Below are 24,189 nucleotides of genomic sequence, written 5' to 3'. Positions count from 1 at the left end.
ATTTTTAACATATATAATGTTACATATCACAATGTATATAAACGAAAAAGTAAAGTAAATATAGTTTTGAAGTTTTGAAGTTTTTGTGCACAAAATCCGACAATTCATCGACAATATTATAATTGTTATTCACATAAGATTAATTTTATATTATAATATTTCGTTTATATTGGTATAGATTTAAATACAGTTTATTGAGCTCCTTATTAAAAGAGGCAATACTTTTTCCACCTCTATTCCATTAATAAATCCCACAACAAAAAAGCACACAATCTATCCACCAAAGTGAACGTTGTGCGCCTTCATTTCTCATTTCATTCCGCTTCATTTATTTCTTTAACTTATCTGCCTTGGCAATAAATTGTGCTGCTTCTGCGCGGCTTACCGCTTTATCTGGAGCCCAGCCATTATCTGTTCCAATTGAAATCTTTTCTTGGATTAAAATATTGGCATACTTCGCACCCCAATGATTGTTTAAGTCAGCAAATTCTTTCGGTAGTTTTATATTTTCATTTCTTTCTAATTTATATGCATTTACTAGCATAGAAGCCATTGATGCACGGTTAATTAACCCGCTCGGATTAAAGTTACCCTTCTCATCACCTTTTACAATACCTGCTTTTTCAACAGCAGCGATATATGGAGTTGCCCAGTGATTTTGTGCATCACGGAATGATGGTTTTGCATCTTTCTTAATTTCTAACCCTAAAACAGTTGCTAATATTTTTGCAGCTGAACTACGATCGATATTTTCAGCCGGAGCAAATGTACCGTCTGGCTTACCGTTCACTGCTCCTTTATCTACTAAATATTGAACTGACTCTTGTGCCCAAGTTGGTACATCAGAGAATTTAGGCTTCTGTTCAATTGCACTCGCATCAACTTCAAACTGTACTTGATATTTATGATCATATTTAATTGCTGGAATTAATATATGCATTTGCATATTATATTTTTTCGAAAACTCATCAATTTCAAATTGAATAACTTTCGTACCGTTATTTACTTTATCTTCGGAGATTACTTTTACATCATGGAATATTCCTGCTTTATTTGGATCTTCTACTCTAAGGTACTGAAAATAGCTACTATCTTGAACTGTTAACGTAACGATTTTCTTATCACCTTGAATGGTTACTTTTGGATTTTTTAAATATGTAGACGCAACTGATGTATCATTCGTTTGATCTTTATAAGTCTTTAAAATAACGTCATATGTGCCATCTGCTAGTTTGCTATTTACTTTCATTTCTACTGCCGCTTCTGCTTTCGCAATCGGTGCCATAATACCACTGAATGGAACTGCTAAAGTTGCTGCTATAACGAACGCATTAACATATTTTTTCTTAATCATTATCAATACGACATCTCCTTTTATATGAATATACCCAACATAACTATCATATTGATAATGATTATCAATGTCAAATAAAATTAATAATACTATTTCCTACATAAGTACGCCTTCCTCTCGTTTTTAAAAAGTAAATAATGCGCCGTGTGAACTTTTCTTTCCAAATAATCAATAGAATATGAGCTTGATGGATCAACTAAATCACCTATTGCACCTGAAAGATGATCAATGACTTGCTGCAAAATTTCTAAGTTTTTCTTCTCACTTTCCGCGTTCATTTCATCCATAATGTCACAAATAAGATATTGCACTCGCCGCAAACGTAATTCCTTTTGCTCCACGTATATCTCCTCCTTATTAGTCATATTACGGTTTAAATATATGGGGCTATAGCTTAACCAATTCTAAAAAATATAAAGGCAACCACCTTCGTAAAGATGGTTGCCCCCATTTTTAAACTTGCATCGCTTTCTCTTTTAACGCTCTTCTTAACAATTTACCTGTCGTATTCTTCGGCAAATCTGTTAAAAATTCGATACTCATTGGTACTTTATATTTTGCTAAATGTAACGTGCAATAATGCATAAGTTCCTCTTCTGTTACGTTAGCTTGTTTCAAAACGACGTAAGCTCGCACTGCTTCTCCTAAGTTTTCATCAGGAACACCGATTACGACAACTTCTGCTACAGATTCGTGTGTATATAATACTTCCTCTACTTCACGAGGGTATACGTTATAACCGCCAACTAAGACGATATCTTTTTTACGATCAACGATATAGAAGTAACCTTCTTCATCCATTTTCGCTAAGTCACCTGTATACAGCCAACCATCTTTCAATGTCGCTGCTGTATCTTCTGGCGCGTTATAATATCCTTTCATAACGTTAGGTCCGCGAACAATTAATTCACCGACTGCACCAACAGGTACTTCTTCCCCAAGTTCGTTTACAATTTTATTTTCTACATGCCAAATATTTGTACCGATCGACCCAGGTTTACGCGGACGATCTAGCGGGTTAAAACAAGTAACTGGTGATGCTTCTGATAAACCATATCCTTCTGAAACAATAACGTCAAAGCGTTTTTCAAAGTTTTGCAGAAGAGCAACAGGCATTGACGCACCACCTGAAATACAAAGGCGAAGCGTCTTCACATCTTCTGCGCTTGCTTCTTCGAATAAATATAAATAATTGTACATCGTCGGTACACCAGCAAAAATCGTCGGTTCGTACGTACGACAAATACGGAATACTTCTTTCGGACTAAATTTCGGTAACATTAAAATGGTCGCGCCGTTCACAATCGGTGCATTTACTGCGACTGTTAAACAAAATACGTGGAACATCGGCAGTGCCGCAACGACGCGGTCATCAGCCGTATATTGTAAATACGAAGCCACATCGCTCGCATTACTATATAAATTTTTATGTGTTAACATCGCACCTTTCGGTTTTCCAGTTGTGCCTGAAGTGTATAGAATAACCGCTACATCTTCTTCATCTAGCTCTGGGCCTTCGTAAGTTAAATCTCCAGCCCCTATCATTCTCGTAAACGTTTTCATTTTTTCGGTTTCTACATGGTTAAAATCTGATGAGGTTTCGCATATGATGATGTTTTCAAGTGAAGGAAGTCTAGTTGTAAGAGATTGTATAACAGGTAGAAGGACGTCGAGTACGATGATTGTTTTTACATCTCCATTTTGTAAAATGTAATGCATTTCGTCTGCTGTATAAATTGGATTAACTGGAATAACAGTTGCTCCAGCTTTCATTGTTCCGTATAAACCGACCAAAAAATGTGGTGAGTTTCCAACAACTAATGCGACATTGTCCCCTTTTCCAATGCCCATTGCTGCTAAATTGCTAGAAAACCTTGTGACCATTTTGTTTAATTGGTCATACGAGACCGACTGATCCATAAATATATAAGCCGGTTTATCCCCCTTCTTTTTCGCCGTTTCAGCCAAAGATTGAACGAGATTCACACAAACCCCACCTTTATAAAATTTAGAATATTTAAAAATTCTAAATTAATTATATTAAAAGAAAATTAAAGTAGCAAGTGATATTCCATTAACTGCATATACAACAATCACCTCCTGTTGATTCACATTGGAAAGATAAGGGGATTCTATTCACCTACACATTATGAAACTAAGGCTAAAATCATTTCAGGATAATATGCACTCATCTTTTCGCTAAGTTTTTCTAGTTCCTCTTTATTCAAGCTCGTATGCTCCCCATACAAGTTGAATGCATCCGCTCCATTTTCATGAAAAAACAATGTAACATATAATGTCGGTAACCCATTATTGGCCTCATCTATCGACAAGACAAGGTCTAGTGTTTTATTCACCGTACTAAACGTTTCATTTCTTTTCCATTCCTTATTTTGAAACATTGTTTGTATATCATCTATCTTTCGTTTATTATCCGTATGCGTAAAATGTATGACATTATCCTTCGCTGGCTTTCCAATAGATAAAAGTGTGCGACTTGAGGAAGTTTCATCGTTACAAGCTGTCATTCCGATGACGAAGCTGAGCAGTAATACAACGTACATTACCCTTTTCATTTCAATTCGCCTCCTTTTGAATATATATATTCCTTTATAAGAGGCAAATGTCCTGTGATTTTATGGTGAATGAAATTATATCGGCGATTTTTAAAATATATCGACTTATCGATAAAACGTGACAATCTACGCAAAAAAAGAGGCTGCCCGTTACGGCAGCCTCCCTTATTTTTAGAAGAATAAATGTAAGAAATCTTCTGTTGTAATATTACCGAAGTAGCGTTTGATATCTACATCTTCTAAAGCTACAGTGAATGCATCTTTATCAAACTGTACGCCTGTTAGACGCTCTTCAATGTCATGCACATCTAGCGATCCGAAGAAGTCACCGTAAATTTTACATTCTGTTACTGTTCCTTTTTTCACTTCAAGACGAACGTCAACTTGTCCAACGGGGAAGCGGTGTGAATGTTGTAAGTTGAACTTCGGAGATTTCCCGTAGTTCCAATCCCAATTTTGGTAGCGTTCTTCAGAAAGTTTATGGATCTCTTTCCAATCATTTTCTGTTAATTCGTACGTTGGAATTTCTGTTTCCCCTTCGAAAATTGTTTCTAGAAGAAGTTGTCTAAACTCTTCTGTCGTCATTTTTTCTTTTAAGAATTCTGTAATGTTCGCAACGCGGCTACGGATTGATTTAATACCTTTTGATTGAATCTTATCCATTTTTACTTTTAACGCTGATACGACGTGATCGATTTCAGAGTCAAATAGTAACGTACCGTGACTGAACATACGACCTTTCGTTGAGAACTGCGCGTTACCTGAAATTTTTCTGCCTTCAGCTAAAATGTCGTTACGGCCACTTAGTTCTGCATTTACGCCTAATTTACCAAGCGCTTTCGTTACAGGCTCTGTGAATTTTTTGAAGTTGCTGAAACTGTCTCCGTCATCTTTCGTAATAAAGCTGAAGTTTAAGTTTCCTAAATCGTGATATACTGCGCCTCCGCCTGATAGACGACGAACGACATGAATACCTTTTTCTTTTACATAATCTGCATTAATTTCTTCTACTGTGTTTTGGTTTTTACCAATGATAATCGAAGGTTTGTTAATGTAGAACAGTAAATATGTTTCGTTAATATCTAAATTCTTCACACAATATTCTTCAATTGCTAAGTTTATTCTAGGATCTGTAATCCCTTTATTATCAATAAATAACATCATATCACCTCATGAGTTCCATACGTAGCCACTATGCGCTAGCGTAATGTGGCCACTGAAAATTTGTTTTGCTTCTGTTACTAAATCAGATGGGTTGCCTGTATGCGGTAAATGCGTTAATAAAAGTTCTTTTACATTTGCATCTTTCGCAATACTTGCTACTTCTGTACTATTCATATGCCCAGCTTTTGCAGCCTCTTGATGTGCATACATATTACACTCACAAATGAAAAGATCAGCATCTTTTGTGAATGGAATAAATTCAGGAATATAACTGGAATCAGCGCTATATACTACAGCGTCACTACCAGCTGTAATACGCATCGCAAAACATGTAACAGGATGAACAGTTTTTAAGAATGAAATCGAGAACGGTCCAACTTGAAGTGTTCCTTCTGGATTGTACGCGATTCCTTTCGTATGCGGTTCATGTGTTAAAGAATGGAATCCATTCTCGTCAAACGTATGACCGTATATTGGTAATTCCGGTAGTTGCCTTGTTGTCGCACTCGTAATTAGTCTCGCATATTGCAATACCCCAATGTCTGCAACATGATCATGATGATAATGTGATAGTACAACTGCATCTATATCAGATGGTGTTATATATTTTTGAAGCTGTGCTAGTACACCACTACCACAGTCGACAAGTAAACGAAAACCATCGTGTTCAAACAAATACCCCGACGTTGCTTCTCCCGCTTCTGGAAAGCCGCCCCAAAAGCCGACAACAGTCATTTTCATATGTATCCATCCTTTCTAAAACCGAGTAGGAATGCATGTTTCACTTACATTCTACATTGTTAACTATAATCCATTTCCTAAACTTTTTCATTATTTTTCAACTTTGTTATAAAACAGTTGTTGACTTTTGTTTTTTGTACTAATACAATAATAGTAAGAAATGGAAATGGAGGGATTGACATGATCGATCAACCAATGGAGTTTTTCAGAAATTTACCAACGAAAACTTGTGCGCACTGTGGGAAAGAAATTGATGAGCAGCACGAAGCATACCATAACAAATGTGATGACTGCGTTCACGAAGAATAGTAGTTTATGAACATAAAAAAACCTAGCAGACATAGTCTACTAGGCTAATAACATCGTATCCTTCTTCATCGTTGAACCTTTCACCAAGAGCTCCAGTTCAAACTCATACAATTCTTTTTGTCGATAATTTTTCGTATGGATTTTATCCATCATCAGGTCGACAACTTTTCGGGCCATCTCATCGATTGGCTGTTCAATTGTCGTAATACCTGGCTCAGTAATCTGTGATAATATTTGATTATCAAAACCGATAACAGCGAGATCATCTGGAATGCTCCAGTCATGGTGTTTTGCCTCTGAAATGATTCCAGCTGCAACCTCGTCGCCTCCTGCCAAAATCGCGGTAGGATTTTTTTTGTCCTTTAATACTTCATGGAATATTCTCTTTCCATCATCCCAAGAGAAAGCGTTTTCAAGAAAATCGATCGCTTCTACTTGGCGGCTCTTCTCTGTTATGGCACGTAAAAAGCCCATTTTTCGCTGCTGGCTAACCACTTTGGTTTCGTTTCCACGGCAAAAAATAAGATTACGATATCCTTGTTCTAACACATGCTTAGCAGCTATGTATGCTCCTTGCGCATGATCAAACTTCACTGTTGGAACATTTGCTTCCTCAATATATTCATTACATAACACGATTGGACCGTGCTGTAAGTATGGCTCTACATCTTCCCACGGATTTTCTAGTGAACATAGAATAATCCCATCTACTTGTTTCGTAGATAATAATTGTAAATACTCCATCTCTTTTTCCGGTAAATATCTTGTTTGACAAATAATCAGTTTATATTTATGTTCAGAAGCAGCAATTTCAATTGCTTCAATAAATCTACTGAAGAAAGGATTTGTAATCCTTGGAACTAGCACCGCAATTGTTTCCGTCTTTTGTTTACGAAGCCTTCTCGCCGCAGAATTAGGAACGAAACCTAAATGCTTCATTGCTAATTGAACCCTTTTTTTCTTCTCATCTGAAACATATGGATGATTATTAATCACCCTAGAAACCGTTGTCCTTGATAACCCCGCTAATTTCGCCACGTCCTCTATAGTCGACACGAAATTCTCCCCCTTTGCATGAAAACGTTTTCTTAAATTGATTATATAGTATATTATTGGAAACTGCAATATGGGTTGTTATGATTTTACTATATTAATATTATACATAGGGAAAAGTCTGTTAATTGGCGGGGGATTGATACTGCTTTTAGACTAAAAAAGATGAACATAGCATAACGTATATACATCTTCTTACTAACCCTTTATTCAATATAAAGCCCCATCAATACGTCATCTCCATATGTTCCATCTTCATATTTAATTTGCTTTCTTTGTCTTCCTTCTTCTACAAACCCCATACGTTTATACACCTTAATCGCCCTATCATTAATAGAAACTACGCCTAAGCAAATTTTCTCTAAACCTTCCTGCCCTTTAGCCCAACTAATAAGAAATTCAATTAGTTTCGTACCAATTCCTTGATTACAGTACGCCTCTCTAATCCCCATTCCCATTGTACCTGCATGTCGTAGACGTTCTAGTTCGTAGCGGTTGAAAAGTAAAAAGCCAACTACCTTACTATCTACTTCATAAACTATATAAAGATTCCCTTTTTCATTGCTTTTCCGTATCTTTTCTTTTTCTGCATCAATATCATTTGGTAATTCACTTGGAGACACTATAAAAAACTTTGTAGTAGTTTCCGATAATATAATTTCTTTTCTAATATCTATAATTGCTTCCGCATCAATCTCTTTTGCTAATCGTATCACTAAATCACCTCTTACCTTTTTCTAAAAACTCCAAAGAAGAATAGTAACGTGAGGATTCCCCGCTAATTCATTATTTTAACTCCTCCCACTTTGTCCAAACTTCTCTCCCGTTTATATGCTACATATTATCCTCTCGATCCATAAACCCGTGCACAATAAACTCACGTCTAATCGTACAAAAATCATCGTGATATTGCTTTATGAATGTATTAATTTCTTTTTCCGTATATTGATTTTCAGCGTTTAATTTGCTGATTAAATACTCTAATCATACTAATTTTTTCTTCTTTTGACCTGGAATCGATTTTAGGCGGTCCTCTTTATCGAAAAAGTTACGAATCGTCGTATCTCTGAATTTTATTTCACTTTCAGTCATTTTGTTGTCCTCCATCGGTTTTTATGCAATGAAACTTTATTATTTGTCCTTACTATTCTTCTTCATTCTTTCACTTACAACATTCATAAAGTAATACCCGCTAATTAGCACATAGTAGAATAAAAGTATTCCTAATGTATCTTTTATACTTGTATATTCCTCTTTATGAAACGAGATAGGTGAAAGAGTGAAAACAAGAAAGAAAATTAGTGGATATAAGATAAAATAGTAAGTAAGATTTCCTTTCATCATATCAGCCCCTCTATTTTATGTTTCTCTGTAAATTGTTGTAATTCCTTTTCTTTCGTTTAGACTGCAATCAGAAATTACAAGCAAGAGCTCCAAGGACAAATTGATTGAGTGCCTAGAATAGCTGAATTAGCATTAAAAAGGATAGGCATGGAATTAAGAACTAAAATAAAAAAGCACCGAAAAGGTGCTTTTTTCTACGCTTCAACCGATTGATTTTCAGCAATATTTCTAAATTGTCGTTTGTGCATCCAAGTTAATGATGCAATCGTTCCAAGTGATAATACCACGATGAAAATCATGAGTATCCCTACGTTTTGCCACATGAAGTTAAAGTCTCCACTTGATACGACTGCTTTCAATCCTGATACAGAATATGTCATCGGTAACCAAGCGTTGAATGGTTGTAAAAACTTCGGAATCAATTCTAGTGGGAATGTTCCAGCACTCGTTGTAAGCTGAATAATTAATGTGATGATGGCAATGAAACGACCTGCATCACCGAATGCTGTTACTAAACATTGAATTAATGCGATAAACGCTAAACTTGTAACGATGCTAAAGAGTATGAAATACGGAATACTTTGTACTTCTACACCTAATCCGAATAGTAATATAATATCTGCTACTATCGCTTGAATAATACCGACTGATAGTAAAACACCGAACTTACTAATAAACCAACTAAATCCTGATTTTGGAACGCCAACTGTATCACGTAATGGATATACGATTGATAATAGCAATGCCCCAACAAATAAACCGAGCGATAAGAAATACGGTGTAAATCCAGTTCCGTAGTTAGGAACTTCCGCCATTTTCTCCGTCTTCACTTTTACAGGACTTGCAAACATATCATACGTTTTATCCGTCCCTTTCACTTCACCAGTTTTCTCTGCTCCTTCGCCAAGTTTCTCAGCTAGTTCACCTGAACCGTCGTTTACTTTTACGAGGCCATCTGTTACTTTTCCAGAGCCGTCTGCTAATTTATTTACGCCGTCGATTAGCTGGGTTGAGCCTGTTGATAATGTACTTAATCCTGTTGTTACTTGGCCAGAGCCATTTGCTAACTTGTTTACTCCATCAACTAATTGACCTGTTCCTCCTGATAATGTGCCCAATCCTGTTGTTACTTGACCGGAACCGTCTGTGACTTGGCTAGATCCCCCCGCTAACTGATTTATTCCTCCAACCATTTGATTGGCGCCACTAGATAATTCACCTAAGCCACCATTTAATTTCCCTAAACCACTTGTCACTTTTCCTGATCCGTCTGCCAATTGATTTACACCTGTAATTAATTGATTTGATCCTGAAGATAATTCACCTAAACCACCACTAAGCTTACCCGCTCCATTTTTCAACTCATTAACTCCATTTACAAGCTTCGGACCATTTTCAGCCAACTGACTAACACCAACATTTAATTCTTTACTTCCTTCTGCTACATTATTTGCTCCAAGTTTTGCTACCCCTAGCCCTTGACCAAATCCTTGGAAATTAACCAAAAATTTATTTTGCTCTGTTGCTAATTTTTCGATACCAGCTACTAAACCATTTAGATTTCCTGCAGTTGATACCTTTATTTGCGCTCCCTCTCTCCCCTCATTCATTACACTTTTTAACTGTGATACATTTTTATTTACTATATTTGTTGTACCGACAAATTCTGTCGATTTCTTTTGAACTGTATCTGTACTTTTCTTAACATTTGCTATAAATGGTTCTAACTTATCTTGATATTCTTGTGGTAAACTTGCAATTTGTTCTTTCAAAGCTGCAACATCTTTTGTTGTTTCATTTGCACTCTCTGCATTAGATAGAGAACTTTCTTTTAGTTGCTCTACGCTTGCCGCTGTTTTATTTATCTCTACGTTTACTTGTTGTGTTGTATTAGACGATTTTTGTTCATTTGCTTGACTAGTTACAACACTTTGTACTTGATTGTTTAAATCTTGTAAACCTTGCTGAATTTTTTGTGCCCCTTCTTCTAGTTGATCTTTTGCACCATCTAGTTTCTCTAAACCACTTGAAAGTTCACCTGTGCCCTTTTGTAATTTATTAGTACCTACAGAAGCACTTTTCAATCCATTATTTAATTCAATAGATTTACCCTCTAATTCTTTTAAGCCACCATACAATTGAACTGAGCCATCAGAAAGATTTCCTATCCCTTTTTGTAACTCACCCGATTTATTAACTAGCACATTTAAACCACTATTAACTTGACTAGAACCACCATAAAGTTGCCCTGCTCCATTTAATAGTTCATTAATTCCAATCTGCATTTCTCCCGTTTTACTGTTTAACATATTTAAACCATTTGTTACTTTACTTGAACCAGCTGTTACCTGACCAGATCCATCTAACAGCTTATTAATACCAACTGTCATTTCCCCTGATTTTCCTTGCAACGTATAAAGGCCATCTGTCACTTTTCCAGATCCATCTACTAACCTACCAACTCCATCCTTCATCTCTCCAGACTTCCCTTGAAGTGTATGAAGGCCATCCGTCACTTTACTTGAACCATCATGCAGTTCACTTGATCCGTCGTGTAGTTTATTTGCTCCTTCTGCCCCATCTGCTAATCCTTTTGAGACGTCTTGAATGGAATCAAACATTTTCTCTGCATATGTTTTCGTTAACGTACTTGATACTTCACCTTTAATTTTTTCAATGGCTGTTCCGCCAATTTGTGAAGATAAGAAGTTTAAGCTTTCGTTTGGAATGTATTCTAAGTTTAATGGTTTGGGATCATCTTTTAATAACGTTGTAGCGTTACTTGAGAAGTCATTTGGAATGCGTACTAGCATGTAATACTTTCTACCTTCCATTCCTTTTTTCGCTTCTTTTTCACTTACAAATTCCCATTTGAAACTTGTATTATCTTTTAAGTTATCAACGAGACCTTTTCCGACCTCAATTGGTTTCCCATCAAATACTGCACCTTTATCTAAATTGACTACCGCAACTGGTAAATCATCTAACTGTTTATACGGATCCCAAAAGGCCCATAAAAACATACCTGCATATAAAATTGGTACGAATAATACCGCGATAATTGGAATTAATATTTTTTTACTTTTTATAATTTCAGTAAACTCTTTACGAAGCAACTGATTCCATTTCATCATTTCTCCCCCTTTTCTAAATGACCAAATTGTTCATTCGGTCATTTTCTCCCAAATAAAAAGGCTATACCTATTCATACATATGCCTTATCCCCGAATTTATACTATGCAACTTTTACTCAATATGAAATTACTATTTCTATTTTCCCTCCTTAAATTAAAGATATGACCAATTTATTCATTTGGTCATTTGGTCATTTGGTCATTTTTTATAATAATAAAAGGATTATCTTAATTTGACAATCCTTTTAATAAATAAAGTTCAAATAATTCTGCAATTTTTTCTTTTTCTAGCGGTTCATGATTTTTTTCCCAATCAAAAATAAGCGATACGTATAAGCGAAGCATAATAAATGCTGTAATTTCCGGATCACATTTGCTAATTTCACCTTTTTCAATCGCAATCTTTAAATACGATTGAATGACAGAAACGATTTCCACATCTACTTGTTGCATCACTTCTTGTACTTCTTTCGTTCCCATATCACGCTCTTCTTGAATTAACTTAATCATGAGCTGATGTTCTTTTCTGAATTCTAATATGCTATATAATGCTCTATGTACATTTTCAAAAAATGAAACATCTGAACGAATTGCATTTTCTGCAACTTGCTTCATTTCTGTAATTAAATTAGAAATAATTTCACCAAATAGCTCTTCTTTATTTTTGAAAAAAGTATAAATCGTCCCTTTTCCTACATTCGCTAACTTCGCTACTTGATCCATCGTTGTTGCTTTATAACCGAACGCTGAAAAAGACTTTGTTGCAGCTTCAATAATAGAACGTTTTCGATCTATCGCCACATCGTCACCTCCAAAAATGACCAATTGGATAATATAGTCAATCAGTACATCTTTGATATTACCACACGCTTACATTCTATACAAGCTCTCTTTTTTATTATTTCCAACATAAAAAATTCCAGTCAGTGTATACCATACTGTCCATAGTGTATCAAAAAATATACTTGTATGGAAAGCTAGAATATATTCATAATAATTGCTGGCTAAATCACACTAGAAATTTAATAAAATAGACAGTGTTCTTAAAACTAAAAGTTTAAGAACACTGTCTTTTATTTTGACATAGAAAGTAATATTTTCTCCATTTCTTTCTTAGTTAGCTCATCATCGATTATCTCTTCGTATATCTTTGTATCTCTTGTAAAAATATCATTCACTATGACAATTTGATACTCACTATTCTTACCTTGTGCTGGTACAAACATTTTAAGGCCTCTTAACTTCCCCTCTCCATGAGAAGCTTTATTATATACCATTCCTTTCCCATCTAAACTATAACTTTCTAGATTCTCTACTCCAGGCATCATATAGTGTAGCGGATCCTTAGTACCATTACCATCCATATACATCCTTGACTGATAAATCGTAAAACCATATTTTCCTTTTGTATATTCTGATTTAATAACTAATTCTACATCTCTTCCAAAATATGAGTCAGCCCATTCTCTCTTTAACTCATAACCTTCAGGTATATAAGTCGGCTGCTTAATTTGATACGGTACATGTTCTTTTGCTTCTTCTATAGTATATGTTAAAGACTTCTCCAGCTTATCTCCAAGCGGTTTTAATGTCTTCTCAATAGTAGCTAGTCTTTCTTGATCAGTTTTCTTCAAGCGTTCAGGTTTATATTCCTTTGTATCTCCATCATAATTCTCAGGCACATTTTTCTTAACCATTGCTTTTTTATGAATTTCTTGCGCTTCCTTAAATAATCGAACATACTGCTCAAATTCTTCTTTTGTAAAATTCTTTTCTGCCAAATACAAAAAATCTGTATTCTTTTTATATGACGTTATTGACATCCCCCATTCTCTACTTGCATTCTCCGGTGTACCTAATACTGTTTCTATCGCTTTTTCAAATGCCGCTTTAGATTGCTTTTTTTCTACAACTTTTTCTTTCTGTCTTTCATCTCCCTCAGTTATCCTTGCATTTAATAAAAATCCGCCTGCTATAGCTGCTATAGCAATAACTCCAAGTAAAGAAAGACGATACGATTTCTTTTGGAAATTTTTAATCATAATGATTCTCCTTTTTAGTGTTCGTTTATTCCTACTTAAATTTGCTAGGCTTGGTGCTTGATAGGAATAATGTTCTAAAAGGGTAATAATTGTATGACCGTATGCAATTTTCTCCTCTTTATCTATAAAAGTAAGTGCATATGCATCACAGGCTAACTCTTGATCTTCTCGCATACAGAAATAGGCGTACCAAAGAATCGGATTGAACCAATTTAATAGGATTACACTGTACATAATCCAATTTACAGCTATGTCGTTTCTCTTAATATGAGCTAACTCATGGTAATAAACATATTGTAATTGTTGCTCATTTAATACTTTCATATGTTTTTTTGATAGTAATACTTTCGGGCGAAAGAAACTAAAAACAGTTGGGCTCGCAATCTTTCCTGCTAAACGTAATGAAACTGCCTTCTTTATTTTCATAGACTGCTTACAGCGATTAAACACTGTAACGACCTGTTCATCCGTAATATCCGGTTGTTTCTTTATGTACGAATATAACCGTCTATTTGTAAGAAACGTAATAACTGCTAATACGATGACCCCAGCTAGCCACACATACAAAGCAATTTTGTATAAAGAAAATGTAGTCTGTTGTTCCGCACCCGCTTTTACTTCAGGTCCACTATTTTTTGTCACAGTTTCTGAATTTGGTTCTAAGTCCATTGTCTGCTTCATCTCGTTATTCACTGTATTCTCAGGTGAAGATGTATTTTTCTGAATAACTTCCGACACACTAGAACTATAAGAAAGTAATGAATAAATGCTATAAGAGCTATCTGGTGACCAAGGTAAAAGGAGTCTTATCATTAGTACGATCCACAGCATATATTGCCATCGGGGCGTTAATTTATTTCTAAATAGTACTTTTATACATAAAATAAATCCAACTAATACGCTAGCCATAAGTGACGTTTCTATAAGCCAATCAAAAAAAAGAGGAAGGTATACATTTATAAGCATGTCTATCATTGTTATCTATCCTTCCTCTTGTTCTCCTCTGTCTTCTCATCTAAAATGCGTTTCAGTTCATTAATATCTTCTGAAGACAATTTTTCCTCTTTTAAAAAATTAACAAGTAATGGCTTGAACGCTGCGCCACAAAAACGCTTTAGCAAAGATTTTGTTTCAACTTGCAAATAATTATCTTGTGATACTAACGGATAATAAGCATACATGCGCCCTTTATCTTGATGGTAAGAAACAGCTTCCTTTTGTACTAACCGATTAATTAATGTACGGATGGTTTTCGGTTTCCAGTCCATTGCATCTTCTAGTTCTTCTATAATTTCATTCGCTGTTTGTGGAGAGTTAGACCAAAGCACTTTCATAATTTCTAATTCAGCTTCAGATATTTTAGGTAATTGATTTGTCATAGTATGTTTCACTCCTTTGTATTACATTTGTAATCTATAATTAAGATTACAAATGTAATACTTAATTGTCAACCATATTTTAGAAAAATATAATTTCAGCTAAACCTTACTTACAAACAACAAATTTCCCTTTTTTCAAATAATCAAATAAAAAAACAAGAAAATCTTTACATTTAATAGTAATATAGAAAATAGACAAGTTTATCAAAATAGTGGAGGCTTTTTCAGTCATGATGCGTGCGCTTCGTTTAAATATAAAGCAAGCTTTTGGTAGTCGTATTTCTTTAATTATTATGTTTAGTGGATTCGTTCTTATTTGTATTTATCACTATTACTATGTCATTCGTTATTTAGGAGACGCTGCGAGTGGACCTATTTCAACAGATATAAAATGGATCGGATTTCGCGACAATGAAATGGATGTTTATTTATTATTAATGCCAGTTATTGCGAGTTTCCCCTTTAGTACAAGTTACAATTCGGATAAGTCAGATGGTTTTAAACCGTTTGTGAGTAAGGGGATTTCTATATTTCCTTATTCAGTAATGAAATATATCGTTACGTTTTTTTGCGGAGGATTTCTTTATACATTTCCATTCATCTTATCGTTATTATTTTGCAAATTAACCATTCCAGACGGAACACCTACGATTGGTTCAGGCATCATAAATGCTGATGGAATGTTCGCAAACCTATATTTCGATGCGCCTCTCACTTACATTACTGTATATATCGGAATTAATTTTTTATTTGCAGGTTTAATGGCTCTTTTAGGACTTGCTGCATCTGTATGGTCACAAAAGGACTATATGGCAATTCTCTTTCCATTTGCAGTTGCCTCCATTCCTTACGTCCTGCTAAATACAATATTTCCTTCAATAGGCGGAGCACCTATTCATTTATATGATCCGAAACAACCATTGCAAGGCATGTCACCGTACATTTTAACGTTGCAATGTACTTTCTTCCTTCTCGTTAGCTTATTTATGTATATACAAGGCGTAAAGCGGGATAGAAAAAAATATAGAAGAAGACTGCAAAAAAGAGATCGGTGTAGAAAAGCGTTTCAAGCAATTTCGGACTAAATCATTGAACGAATAAGAGCGTAATTCCCTAAGTTAGCTTAGAGAATTACGCTCTTATTATCATTTACATTTATCAATCTTATAATCATCTCCCCTTTACGGCGTACCTGCTAATCCCCATAAAATAATGACCGCCGCAAAATAAATCACTTTAATACCTACAACTGAACATAATAAAATAATTGCATATGTACTTAATTCTCTTCTTGCGCCTATTAGAGTAAAAATAACTGCCAAACTAAACGTTACATAGGACGATGCTGTATGTATTAAGTTATATGTAATATCCAAATTTTGAGTAAGTCCTGTTACATCAGCTACAAACTGAAGCATGACGATTGTACTAAAAAAAATTGCAAGCTGATTCATTAACTTTCCATTTAACCACGCTTGCATCTTTAACCTCCTTTTTATAAAAAGCTGAATTTTTAGTTAATTTTAACATGATTTTTACAGAAAAAGAACGCTCAGTATATCTCTAAGCGTTCTTTCATGACTATTTAAGAAGCTTTCTTCAAATCAATTTGAGCAAGTACTGGGTCGTGGTCACTTACACGTCCATGTTCTTTCATAATGTTCGAGTTTAAGTGTACTGGATCTACAATTGTGTGTGGTGCGATGTTGTTTGTTACTAAAATATGATCTAACACTTGTGCATTTCCTTCATGAATATACGTGTAGCGGTTCTCTTTCGGCACTGTGTTTAACATATTCTTTAAGTTTGTTCCTTCTAATGTTTTTAGTGGTTTAGCGAACTCAAAATCGTTCATATCCCCTAACACAACAACTGGTGCATTCGTGTTCTTTTTCTGAATTCCTTGTACGAAGTGATTTACTTCTTGTGCTAACTGAATTCGTTTTTCTTCACTCTTTAATACGAGCGGCTGCACTTTTCCAAATGGCGTTGCATCTCCTATTTTTGAGTTTAAGTGATTTGCAACGACAACAACGTTTTGTCCTTGGAACGTAAATTCTGCTGCAAGCGGTTTACGTGTACTTTCAAATAATGGATTTTCGTCTCCAATGCGAACGACATTTTTATCAAGTAACTTCGGTACTGCTGCTAATTTCACGCGTGATGGGTTGTAGAAGAAACCGACGCGAATATTCGCTCCTGGTGCTCCTCCGTCTAGATTATTGTTCGGAGCAATTTCTACATACTCATACTTTGGTCCACGAATTTCTAGAACTGCATCAATGATACGTTTTGCGCTTAATGAAGCATCTGTTGTACCGTCATTAATCGTTCCGTTATTATCTTGCATTTCCTCTACACCGATAATATCTGGCATTTTTAAATTGTATTTAATAGAATACGCTAACGCTTTTACTTTTTCATCTGTTGTTTCTTTTTTATTCGCCGAGAAGTTTTCAATGTTATATGTAGCAACTGTTAACTTATCAAGACGAGGCTGAATATTTGCCCCTACTTGCTTAAATCCACCGTCCACTACAGATGGTAATTCTGTTATTGGCGAAATGCGGAACGAACCGTAATCATATCCGACTACCCCTGTTATATCTCCAGTAAAAGTATCTCCTACTTTTGCTACATAATCACGAGGGACTTTTACAGAAAGACGCTCTGGATTTAATTGATTTTCATCTAATACAGGTGTGCCATATTTCGTTACGACTTTATCTCCGCCATTTTTCACTGTTACATATAAATTGCCGTTTTTCTGAGGGGCAATAATTTTTGGTGTTGGCATCGTAACGCGCATACCTTCTACACTTTCATAAAAGTCGATTGCATCTTCATTTGGATCAAATAAACCGAATGCATCATTATCGATAATTTGATCAGGGATTTTCACACCGTTTTCTCCAAGTAGAATCGGTGCTGGTAAAGATTGATCTTTCGCGATTACAGCAACGCGGCTCGCTTTAATTTCCGTCGTCGTTAAATCTGTGTCAAACCTTTCTGCATATCCAGGACCAACATATTCTTCTACTTCTCCATCAACTTGAATAAGATCTCCTACCACTACATTCGCATCTTTTTTGTATACGTACATACCTTCTGAAGTAGCTGGATCATTATCTGGCTGATTATCTTCTATATAAAAGCCATTTTTATCAAGCGCTGTTACAACGCCTTCCACATTGTATACTTTCTTTCCTTTGTAAGGAGAAATATGTGATTTTCCTTGAATATCATGAATACGAACCTGTTCATTGTTTACGATAACAAATGAAAATGTTGAAATGGCTGAAGAAGTAAGCCCTTCTTTCTCTGCGATTGCTTTAATCACACTATTTTCATTCACTACAATTTGTCCGTTATAACGAACACTCTTGTTTGTAGGGTTAGAGCCATCTAACGTATAGTAGATTGTTGCTCCTTCTGTATTCGTTGTTAATGTTACCGCTGTGCCCTTCGCAACTTCTCCGCCACCTGGCGAAGCTACTACATCGCTAACACGGTTTTGTCCTTCCCCTTGAAACTTATGAGCCGTTACCGATTTTAAACCGGGGCTACTAAAATATAATTCAAGCGTCCCTGTTAAACTAACTTTCTTCCCGATATTTTCAGGATGATCTTTCACGTTTACTGCCGCTCTCACATCACCCTTTGGCAACTGAACAGGCATGATTTTGTCTGGATTCGTTTCATTTGGCGAATCCGCAATTGCTACGTTTGTATCATCAAACTTAGCCGGATCTTTCGTGTATTTAGAAGGACTTTGCGTATATCCAACGATATATCCTTCCACTATCCCCTTCGTTTTCCCTTGCTGCTTAAATACTTGAATTGCTTTTTCTACTGACATAGAAGTCGTTTCTTCTGCTTGTACTAAAGTTCCAGTAAATGAAAGCAATAGTATGAATGATAAAAAGACACTTAACAATTTCTTCACAGTCATTTTCCTCTCCCTATTTCATATTTTCTCAGCATTTCTATCATATCAAATGATTCGTTATATAGAACTACATTTCGACAAGTTTTACAAAAAATTTATTTAATTTACAAGCTTTCAAACTATAATACAAAATAATAATTTTACACCTTCTACGAATGCGCTCTATAATGTTAGAGAGAGAAAACAGAAAATATCGAAATTTCATTGGCATGTAAAATGGATTCATTTGAATAGGAGTGATTGGATGAAAGTGCAAACAGAAACATACCGCGCAGCTATGAATGGAACATTAGAACGTCATTTTTCAGATATGATTGCTGTTATACCAACTAGAATTACGATTGAACAGTTAAAACAGCGGCTAGAGACTATCTCTACTAAAGTGGATGAATTAAAAATTGTTTACAGTGATGAGACAAGCCTTATTGTTGAGTTACATATGGATGAAACAATCATACCGTATGAACTGCATATTGATGAAACGAGCGATCCAGAAGAATATAAAATGTACAATAGACAAGATTCTACAATCGTAGATCGTAATTTTGAAGATGCTGCTTATGGCACTGAAATTTTCACTCGTACGCTATTTGTAGGCGATGTGCTGGACTGCTTTTTCCAGCAGTTACAGTTTTTATGGAACATCGCTCCAGATTTGTTATTTGTAATCGATTCAAGTGCAGCAATGAAAGTAATATCTAGAAGTTATATTGAATATCACGTTGAAAATGAATTGTTACCTGACATTCCTGACTTGTACGTTATTCATTCTGTTTATGAAGACGATAAAGACGGTGGGCCTACGCAATATTGGTTTCATACACATGGTCTTTTAAGAGCAGGTGTAACAGAAATAGAATTAATTATTCCAAATCGTATTTCTTCCTACTACGGCATTAGCGATTTCTTTCAAACATTTGCTAATAATGCCGTTGAGAATGGACAAGTCCCTATGAATGAGCCTATCGTGATCGCGCATAGTCAGCAAGGTTCTATACATACAGTAGCTGTTCCATGGGAAAAAGGATTATCTTATATTGGGTATAAAACGAGTATGGATCAATTATCTTCAATCGAGGATGAAGAAGTGAAACTACAACCAATAGATGCACAAAACACATTCTTAGGCGGGATGGATGACCGAGATGAATACCATCAATCGCCATCTGTTCTCTTGTTCAAATTTGATACTTCAGAAGAATGTATTGAAAGCTTTTTCAAAGAACACGAGGAAGCTACAGGGCTCATGTTCTATAAAACAAATAGCGAAACGGCTCGTATGGCTTACAATGCAAAAAATACTTTCGGGTATTTCAGCAACATTTTTCACATTGAACAATCGAATGAAGATTTTCGTTTCCTCGCTAAGTTTGGTATTTCCTACGAAGAAGGAAACAGTGAACATATGTGGTTTGAAATGCAAAACATTACGGAAGATTTCATTCAAGGAATACTCATTAATGAACCATATTTTATAAAAGATATGAGCGAAGGAAATAGTTATCAGTTAGATTTTGATAACTTAACAGAGTGGGTTATTTATGCAGGGGATACCGTTATAAAGCCAAATAATTTATATATGTTTATTGGTGAATAAGTAACAAAACGCCTTCAATGTGATTGAAGGCGTTTCACTTTATTGTGCAATTAATTCGGTATCCATTACTTTCTCCAAATGAGATAGTACACGCTTTGCAGCTTTCTCACCTTGATCAATACAGTCCGGAAGACCAGAACCAGCGTAAGAACTACCTGCCAAGTATATTCCTGGCAACTCTTTTTCCATAAATGTTGTGAGTTTCTTCATTCGCTCGTTATGACCTACTGTATATTGGGGCATTGCTTCTTTCCAGCGGCTTACGACTGTAAACTCTGGATCCTCTGTAATATCCATCGTCTTTCGTAAGTCTTCTAGTACAAGCTCCACGAGTTCCTCTTCTGTTTGTTCTACAACTGCTTCATCACCAGGTCGTCCAACGTAACACCTAAGAAGCGTTTTTCCTTCTGGCGTTGTATGTGGCCATTTTTTATGTGTCCACGTACATGCTGTAATTGTGTAGTCGCTATTTCGAGATACGACAAATCCTGTACCATCAATATCGCGCTGAATGGCTGATTTCGGGAAAGCCATTGCGACATTCGCAACTGATGTGGACGGAATGTTGCGGAAGAAACGAAACTGCTTGTACTGCGCGAACATAGATGGCAATACTTTATGTGATGTTGCCACTACGACCCCGTCCGCTTCTATTTCTTTTCCGTTACTAAGAGTAATCGTATAACCATCACCAAGTTTTGCAATTTTTTCAATGCGTGTGCCCTTTATTATCGTACCTTCATGCATCTTCACTTCGAGAGATTCTACGATAGATTCTAAACCTGTTTTCACTGTTTGGAAGATTCCTTTTTTCGGTTCAGATGTCTCTTTTTTCGGGGCAAGTGTACGCATACCGAGTGAAATACTGCGATGCTTCTGCTCAATTTGATACATTTGCGGGAATGTTGACATTAAGCTCATTTCATCAATATCCCCTGCATAAATACCCGATAGTAATGGTTCTATTAAATTTTCTACCACTTCGTTTCCGAGGCGATGTCTGAAAAAATGCCCAAGTGATTGGTCAGATACTGGCTTTGATCTCGGCATTAACAGATCAAAACCAGCTCTTAGTTTACCAATTGGGGAGAACAGCCTGGAAAATAGAAACGGCGTAATTTGCGTTGGAATTCCCATCATCGATCCGCTCGGCATTTTATGTAACCGATTGTTTACGAGGATAAATGATTGACCGGCCTTATTATTTACAAGTTCATCGCCAAGACCTAATTCTTGCGCCAATCTAGCTGCACTTTCTTTTCGTGCTAAGAAAGAATCCGGTCCGCGTTCAATTGTAAATCCATCTTTTCGAACGGTTTGAATTTTCCCGCCAAGTTTACCCGATGCTTCTATCAGTAATGTATCGATCGGCAAGTTCTTGTCATGAATTTCTTTTTGCAAGTTATACATTGTTGTTAATCCTGTGATGCCACCGCCGATGATTACAACCTTTTTCCTCAAGCATGCTCCCCCTTTTTTTTATAATACAGATTCTTTTTTCTTTAATACAACATCTGTTAAGCAATCAATAAATGCGTCCGATGCATTTGGCATTTCTGGACGATAATATTTTGCGCCAATTTCATCTGTCACAACTTTACACTCAAAGTCATTGTCATATAAAACTTCTAAATGTTCCGCAACAAATCCAACTGGTGCGTATACGAATGAACTGTATCCGTACTTTTCATTTAGTTCTCTCGTTAAATCTTGTACATCTGGACCAATCCAAGGATCTGGCGTGTTTCCTGCACTTTGCCAACCTACTGCATAGTTTGCTACTTCAGCACCTCTTGCAATATAGTCAGCTGTTTCATTTAATTGATCTGGATATGGATCGCCAAGTGCGATAATTTTTTCTGGTAAGCTATGTGCAGATACGATTAATACTGCTTTTTCACGTTCTGCTTCTGACATACCATTATATATACCTTTCACTGCATCAACCCAGTACTGGATGAATTTCGGTTCTTTATACCAGCTATCAATGCCGTGAATTGTTAAGTTTCCAAGTTTCTCAGCTTCTTCTTGTGCTCGTCCTACATACGATTTCACGCTAAATGTAGAATAGTGCGGCGCAAGAACAAGTGCGATTGCATCTTGTATGCCGTCGTTATGCATATCTTTCACTGCATCTTCAATGAACGGTTCGATATGTTTTAAGCCAAGATACATATGGTACTCTACTTCATCTTGTACTGCATTTAAACGCTGTTCTAACTTTTTAGCTTGCTCTAATGTAATAGTAGCTAAAGGAGAAATACCACCAATTGCACGGTAACGCTCTGTTAAATCTTCTAGCATTTCAGGACTTGGCTTTCTTCCTCTGCGAATATGTGTATAGTAACGTTCAATATCTTCTTCTTTATATGGCGTTCCGTATGCCATTACAAGCAAACCAATTTTCTTTTTCATACAGCAATTCTCCTTTACTTCGCTAACTGCCCTTTAGAGTATTCATGAATAAATGTAGTTAAACGTTTTAATGTATCTGGATTTACTTCTGGGAATACACCGTGTCCTAAGTTAAAGATATAACCAGGCTCTTTCATCCCTTGATCTAAAATACCTTTTACATGTTCTTCAATAACAGACCATGGTGCAAGTAAGAATGAAGGGTCCATATTTCCTTGTACCGCCTTATGAACGCCGCGTGCGCGTGCCTCTTCGATCGGTAAGCGCCAATCTAAGCCTACTACATCAAGCGGTAAGTCGTGCCATTCATTTACTAAGTGTGCAGCTCCTACGCCGTGCATAATCATCGGTACACCCACCTTACGAACTTCTGCAAAAATACGCTCCATTGCTGGTTTAATAAATACGCGGTAATCTGCTACATTTACTGTTCCAACCCAAGAATCGAAAATTTGAACAGCTTTTGCTCCTGCGTTAATTTGCGCTTTTAAATATGTAATAACCATATCTGCTAGCTTATCCATTAAAGCGAACCAAGCTTTCGGCTCTGCATACATGAACGCTTTCGTATTATGATAATTACGAGATGGACCGCCTTCAATCATATAGCTTGCTAATGTAAATGGAGCCCCTGAAAAACCGATTAACGGTACGTCTAACATTTCTGTCGTTAATAAACGAATCGTATCTAATATGTACGGTACGTCATCTTCTGGATTGATTTCCCCTAGTTTTTCTACGTCTTGTAAAGAACGGATTGGATTATCAATAACTGGGCCAATACCTGATTTAATTTCTACATCCACACCAATTGCAGGTAGTGGTGACATAATATCTTTATAAAGAATTGCTGCGTCTACGTTATATTGATCAACCGGCAACTTTGTAACATAAGCACATAACTCTGGATTATGTGTAATTTCAAATAAAGAATACTTTTCTTTTATCTTTCTATATTCCGGCTGCGAACGACCTGCTTGACGCATATACCATGCTGGTACATAATCAGTACGTTCCCCCCTACATGCTTTTAAAAATGTCTCATTTATAGTTCTTACCAAGACCCTTGCTCCCTTCCTTGCCAATGCTTTTGCTCTAAATACGTTCTATTCCGATATTTATCTTTTTTTAC

The 24,189-nt window shown here is 35.9% G+C and carries 21 protein-coding genes and 1 pseudogene; 3 read left to right on the top strand and 19 right to left on the bottom strand.

Annotation, left to right across the window (positions count from 1 at the left end):
• Positions 1–328: 328 nt before the first annotated feature.
• The 6 genes from J0835_RS05765 to J0835_RS05740 all read right to left on the bottom strand — a co-directional run bounded on the left by J0835_RS05765 (position 329) and on the right by J0835_RS05740 (position 5,835).
• Positions 329–1,354 (bottom strand): S-layer homology domain-containing protein, encoded by a 1,026-nt coding sequence (locus J0835_RS05765; RefSeq protein ID WP_087979741.1) that lies wholly within the window; start codon positions 1,352–1,354, stop codon positions 329–331.
• A gap of 89 nt (positions 1,355–1,443) precedes the next feature.
• Positions 1,444–1,695, bottom strand: a complete 252-nt coding sequence (locus J0835_RS05760) for a hypothetical protein (protein ID WP_000435468.1) — start codon at positions 1,693–1,695, stop codon at positions 1,444–1,446.
• A gap of 112 nt (positions 1,696–1,807) precedes the next feature.
• The gene (locus J0835_RS05755; protein ID WP_087979740.1) at positions 1,808–3,340 is read right to left on the bottom strand and encodes a fatty acid--CoA ligase family protein; all 1,533 of its coding nucleotides are present in this window, start codon (positions 3,338–3,340) and stop codon (positions 1,808–1,810) included.
• Between the two features lie 161 nt (positions 3,341–3,501).
• Positions 3,502–3,930: a hypothetical protein gene (locus J0835_RS05750; protein ID WP_087979739.1), complete on the bottom strand. Its 429-nt coding sequence runs from the start codon at positions 3,928–3,930 to the stop codon at positions 3,502–3,504.
• Positions 3,931–4,101: 171 nt separating this feature from the next.
• Positions 4,102–5,091, bottom strand: a complete 990-nt coding sequence (locus J0835_RS05745; RefSeq protein ID WP_087979738.1) for a lipoate--protein ligase — start codon at positions 5,089–5,091, stop codon at positions 4,102–4,104.
• Between the two features lie 9 nt (positions 5,092–5,100).
• A complete protein-coding gene (locus tag J0835_RS05740; protein WP_087979737.1) occupies positions 5,101–5,835 on the bottom strand; it encodes an MBL fold metallo-hydrolase in 735 nt (244 codons plus the stop codon).
• 180 nt (positions 5,836–6,015) lie between these two features.
• On the opposite strand from J0835_RS05740, the gene yhfH reads away from it, so the two are divergent.
• Positions 6,016–6,144 carry a protein YhfH gene (yhfH, locus tag J0835_RS05735; RefSeq protein WP_000567010.1) on the top strand — a complete coding sequence of 43 codons (129 nt, stop codon included), beginning with the start codon at positions 6,016–6,018 and terminating at the stop codon, positions 6,142–6,144.
• 39 nt (positions 6,145–6,183) lie between these two features.
• Here yhfH and J0835_RS05730 read toward each other — a convergent pair whose 3' ends face one another.
• The 8 genes and pseudogenes from J0835_RS05730 to J0835_RS05695 all read right to left on the bottom strand — a co-directional run bounded on the left by J0835_RS05730 (position 6,184) and on the right by J0835_RS05695 (position 15,096).
• Positions 6,184–7,200 (bottom strand): LacI family DNA-binding transcriptional regulator, encoded by a 1,017-nt coding sequence (locus J0835_RS05730; RefSeq protein ID WP_087979736.1) that lies wholly within the window; start codon positions 7,198–7,200, stop codon positions 6,184–6,186.
• 203 nt (positions 7,201–7,403) lie between these two features.
• Entirely contained in the window at positions 7,404–7,913 is a 510-nt protein-coding gene (locus J0835_RS05725) for a GNAT family N-acetyltransferase (RefSeq protein ID WP_087979735.1), read from the bottom strand.
• A 118-nt stretch (positions 7,914–8,031) separates the two neighbouring features.
• Positions 8,032–8,289 (bottom strand): annotated as a pseudogene (locus J0835_RS05720) (DUF2087 domain-containing protein).
• Between the two features lie 39 nt (positions 8,290–8,328).
• On the bottom strand, positions 8,329–8,541 hold the full coding sequence (locus tag J0835_RS05715) for a hypothetical protein (RefSeq protein ID WP_087979734.1): 213 nt from the start codon (positions 8,539–8,541) through the stop codon (positions 8,329–8,331).
• Between the two features lie 194 nt (positions 8,542–8,735).
• Complete coding sequence (locus J0835_RS05710) at positions 8,736–11,672, bottom strand: YhgE/Pip domain-containing protein (RefSeq protein ID WP_087979733.1); 2,937 nt, start codon at positions 11,670–11,672, stop codon at positions 8,736–8,738.
• 231 nt (positions 11,673–11,903) lie between these two features.
• Entirely contained in the window at positions 11,904–12,476 is a 573-nt protein-coding gene (locus tag J0835_RS05705; RefSeq protein WP_000963378.1) for a TetR/AcrR family transcriptional regulator, read from the bottom strand.
• A gap of 272 nt (positions 12,477–12,748) precedes the next feature.
• Positions 12,749–14,692, bottom strand: coding sequence for a M56 family metallopeptidase (locus J0835_RS05700; protein ID WP_087979732.1), 1,944 nt, complete (start codon positions 14,690–14,692; stop codon positions 12,749–12,751).
• A 2-nt stretch (positions 14,693–14,694) separates the two neighbouring features.
• Positions 14,695–15,096 (bottom strand): BlaI/MecI/CopY family transcriptional regulator, encoded by a 402-nt coding sequence (locus J0835_RS05695; protein WP_000184503.1) that lies wholly within the window; start codon positions 15,094–15,096, stop codon positions 14,695–14,697.
• Positions 15,097–15,326: 230 nt separating this feature from the next.
• Between J0835_RS05695 and J0835_RS05690 the strand changes: the two genes are divergently transcribed.
• Positions 15,327–16,181: a hypothetical protein gene (locus J0835_RS05690; protein WP_087979731.1), complete on the top strand. Its 855-nt coding sequence runs from the start codon at positions 15,327–15,329 to the stop codon at positions 16,179–16,181.
• Between the two features lie 96 nt (positions 16,182–16,277).
• On the opposite strand, the gene J0835_RS05685 is transcribed toward J0835_RS05690, so the two are convergent.
• Together J0835_RS05685 and J0835_RS05680 are read right to left on the bottom strand one after the other, a co-directional pair.
• Positions 16,278–16,577 carry a hypothetical protein gene (locus J0835_RS05685; RefSeq protein WP_140386695.1) on the bottom strand — a complete coding sequence of 100 codons (300 nt, stop codon included), beginning with the start codon at positions 16,575–16,577 and terminating at the stop codon, positions 16,278–16,280.
• Positions 16,578–16,681: 104 nt separating this feature from the next.
• Positions 16,682–19,048, bottom strand: a complete 2,367-nt coding sequence (locus J0835_RS05680; protein ID WP_087979730.1) for a DUF6359 domain-containing protein — start codon at positions 19,046–19,048, stop codon at positions 16,682–16,684.
• Between the two features lie 241 nt (positions 19,049–19,289).
• On the opposite strand from J0835_RS05680, the gene J0835_RS05675 reads away from it, so the two are divergent.
• The gene (locus J0835_RS05675; protein WP_087979729.1) at positions 19,290–20,642 is read left to right on the top strand and encodes a DUF4026 domain-containing protein; all 1,353 of its coding nucleotides are present in this window, start codon (positions 19,290–19,292) and stop codon (positions 20,640–20,642) included.
• Positions 20,643–20,681: 39 nt separating this feature from the next.
• On the opposite strand, the gene hemY is transcribed toward J0835_RS05675, so the two are convergent.
• Genes hemY through hemE form a run of 3 tightly spaced genes read right to left on the bottom strand, consistent with a single transcriptional unit; the run spans position 20,682 to position 24,118 of the window.
• A complete protein-coding gene (gene hemY / locus J0835_RS05670; protein ID WP_087979728.1) occupies positions 20,682–22,103 on the bottom strand; it encodes a protoporphyrinogen oxidase in 1,422 nt (473 codons plus the stop codon).
• A gap of 18 nt (positions 22,104–22,121) precedes the next feature.
• Entirely contained in the window at positions 22,122–23,057 is a 936-nt protein-coding gene (gene hemH / locus J0835_RS05665) for a ferrochelatase (protein ID WP_087979727.1), read from the bottom strand.
• A 14-nt stretch (positions 23,058–23,071) separates the two neighbouring features.
• Positions 23,072–24,118 (bottom strand): uroporphyrinogen decarboxylase, encoded by a 1,047-nt coding sequence (gene hemE / locus J0835_RS05660; protein WP_000252607.1) that lies wholly within the window; start codon positions 24,116–24,118, stop codon positions 23,072–23,074.
• Between the last annotated feature and the right edge of the window lie 71 nt (positions 24,119–24,189).

The organism is Bacillus cereus group sp. Sample62 (assembly GCF_036851315.1).
Taxonomy (GTDB): Bacteria; Bacillota; Bacilli; order Bacillales; family Bacillaceae_G; genus Bacillus_A; species Bacillus_A wiedmannii.
Note: the sequence above shows the minus strand (reverse complement) of the source record. Positions and strands in the feature narration are given on the sequence as shown.

What these genes read in the sequence shown, in the direction of transcription:
- J0835_RS05765 (WP_087979741.1), bottom strand. Translation starts at nt 1,354, where the DNA reads ATGATTAAGAAAAAATATGTTAATGCGTTCGTTATAGCAGCAACTTTA.
- J0835_RS05750 (WP_087979739.1), bottom strand. Translation starts at nt 3,930, where the DNA reads ATGAAAAGGGTAATGTACGTTGTATTACTGCTCAGCTTCGTCATCGGA.
- J0835_RS05745 (WP_087979738.1), bottom strand. Translation starts at nt 5,091, where the DNA reads ATGTTATTTATTGATAATAAAGGGATTACAGATCCTAGAATAAACTTA.
- J0835_RS05740 (WP_087979737.1), bottom strand. Translation starts at nt 5,835, where the DNA reads ATGAAAATGACTGTTGTCGGCTTTTGGGGCGGCTTTCCAGAAGCGGGA.
- yhfH (WP_000567010.1), top strand. Translation starts at nt 6,016, where the DNA reads ATGATCGATCAACCAATGGAGTTTTTCAGAAATTTACCAACGAAAACT.
- J0835_RS05715 (WP_087979734.1), bottom strand. Translation starts at nt 8,541, where the DNA reads ATGATGAAAGGAAATCTTACTTACTATTTTATCTTATATCCACTAATT.
- J0835_RS05710 (WP_087979733.1), bottom strand. Translation starts at nt 11,672, where the DNA reads ATGAAATGGAATCAGTTGCTTCGTAAAGAGTTTACTGAAATTATAAAA.
- J0835_RS05700 (WP_087979732.1), bottom strand. Translation starts at nt 14,692, where the DNA reads ATGATAGACATGCTTATAAATGTATACCTTCCTCTTTTTTTTGATTGG.
- J0835_RS05695 (WP_000184503.1), bottom strand. Translation starts at nt 15,096, where the DNA reads ATGACAAATCAATTACCTAAAATATCTGAAGCTGAATTAGAAATTATG.
- J0835_RS05690 (WP_087979731.1), top strand. Translation starts at nt 15,327, where the DNA reads ATGATGCGTGCGCTTCGTTTAAATATAAAGCAAGCTTTTGGTAGTCGT.
- J0835_RS05685 (WP_140386695.1), bottom strand. Translation starts at nt 16,577, where the DNA reads ATGCAAGCGTGGTTAAATGGAAAGTTAATGAATCAGCTTGCAATTTTT.
- J0835_RS05680 (WP_087979730.1), bottom strand. Translation starts at nt 19,048, where the DNA reads ATGACTGTGAAGAAATTGTTAAGTGTCTTTTTATCATTCATACTATTG.
- J0835_RS05675 (WP_087979729.1), top strand. Translation starts at nt 19,290, where the DNA reads ATGAAAGTGCAAACAGAAACATACCGCGCAGCTATGAATGGAACATTA.
- hemH (WP_087979727.1), bottom strand. Translation starts at nt 23,057, where the DNA reads ATGAAAAAGAAAATTGGTTTGCTTGTAATGGCATACGGAACGCCATAT.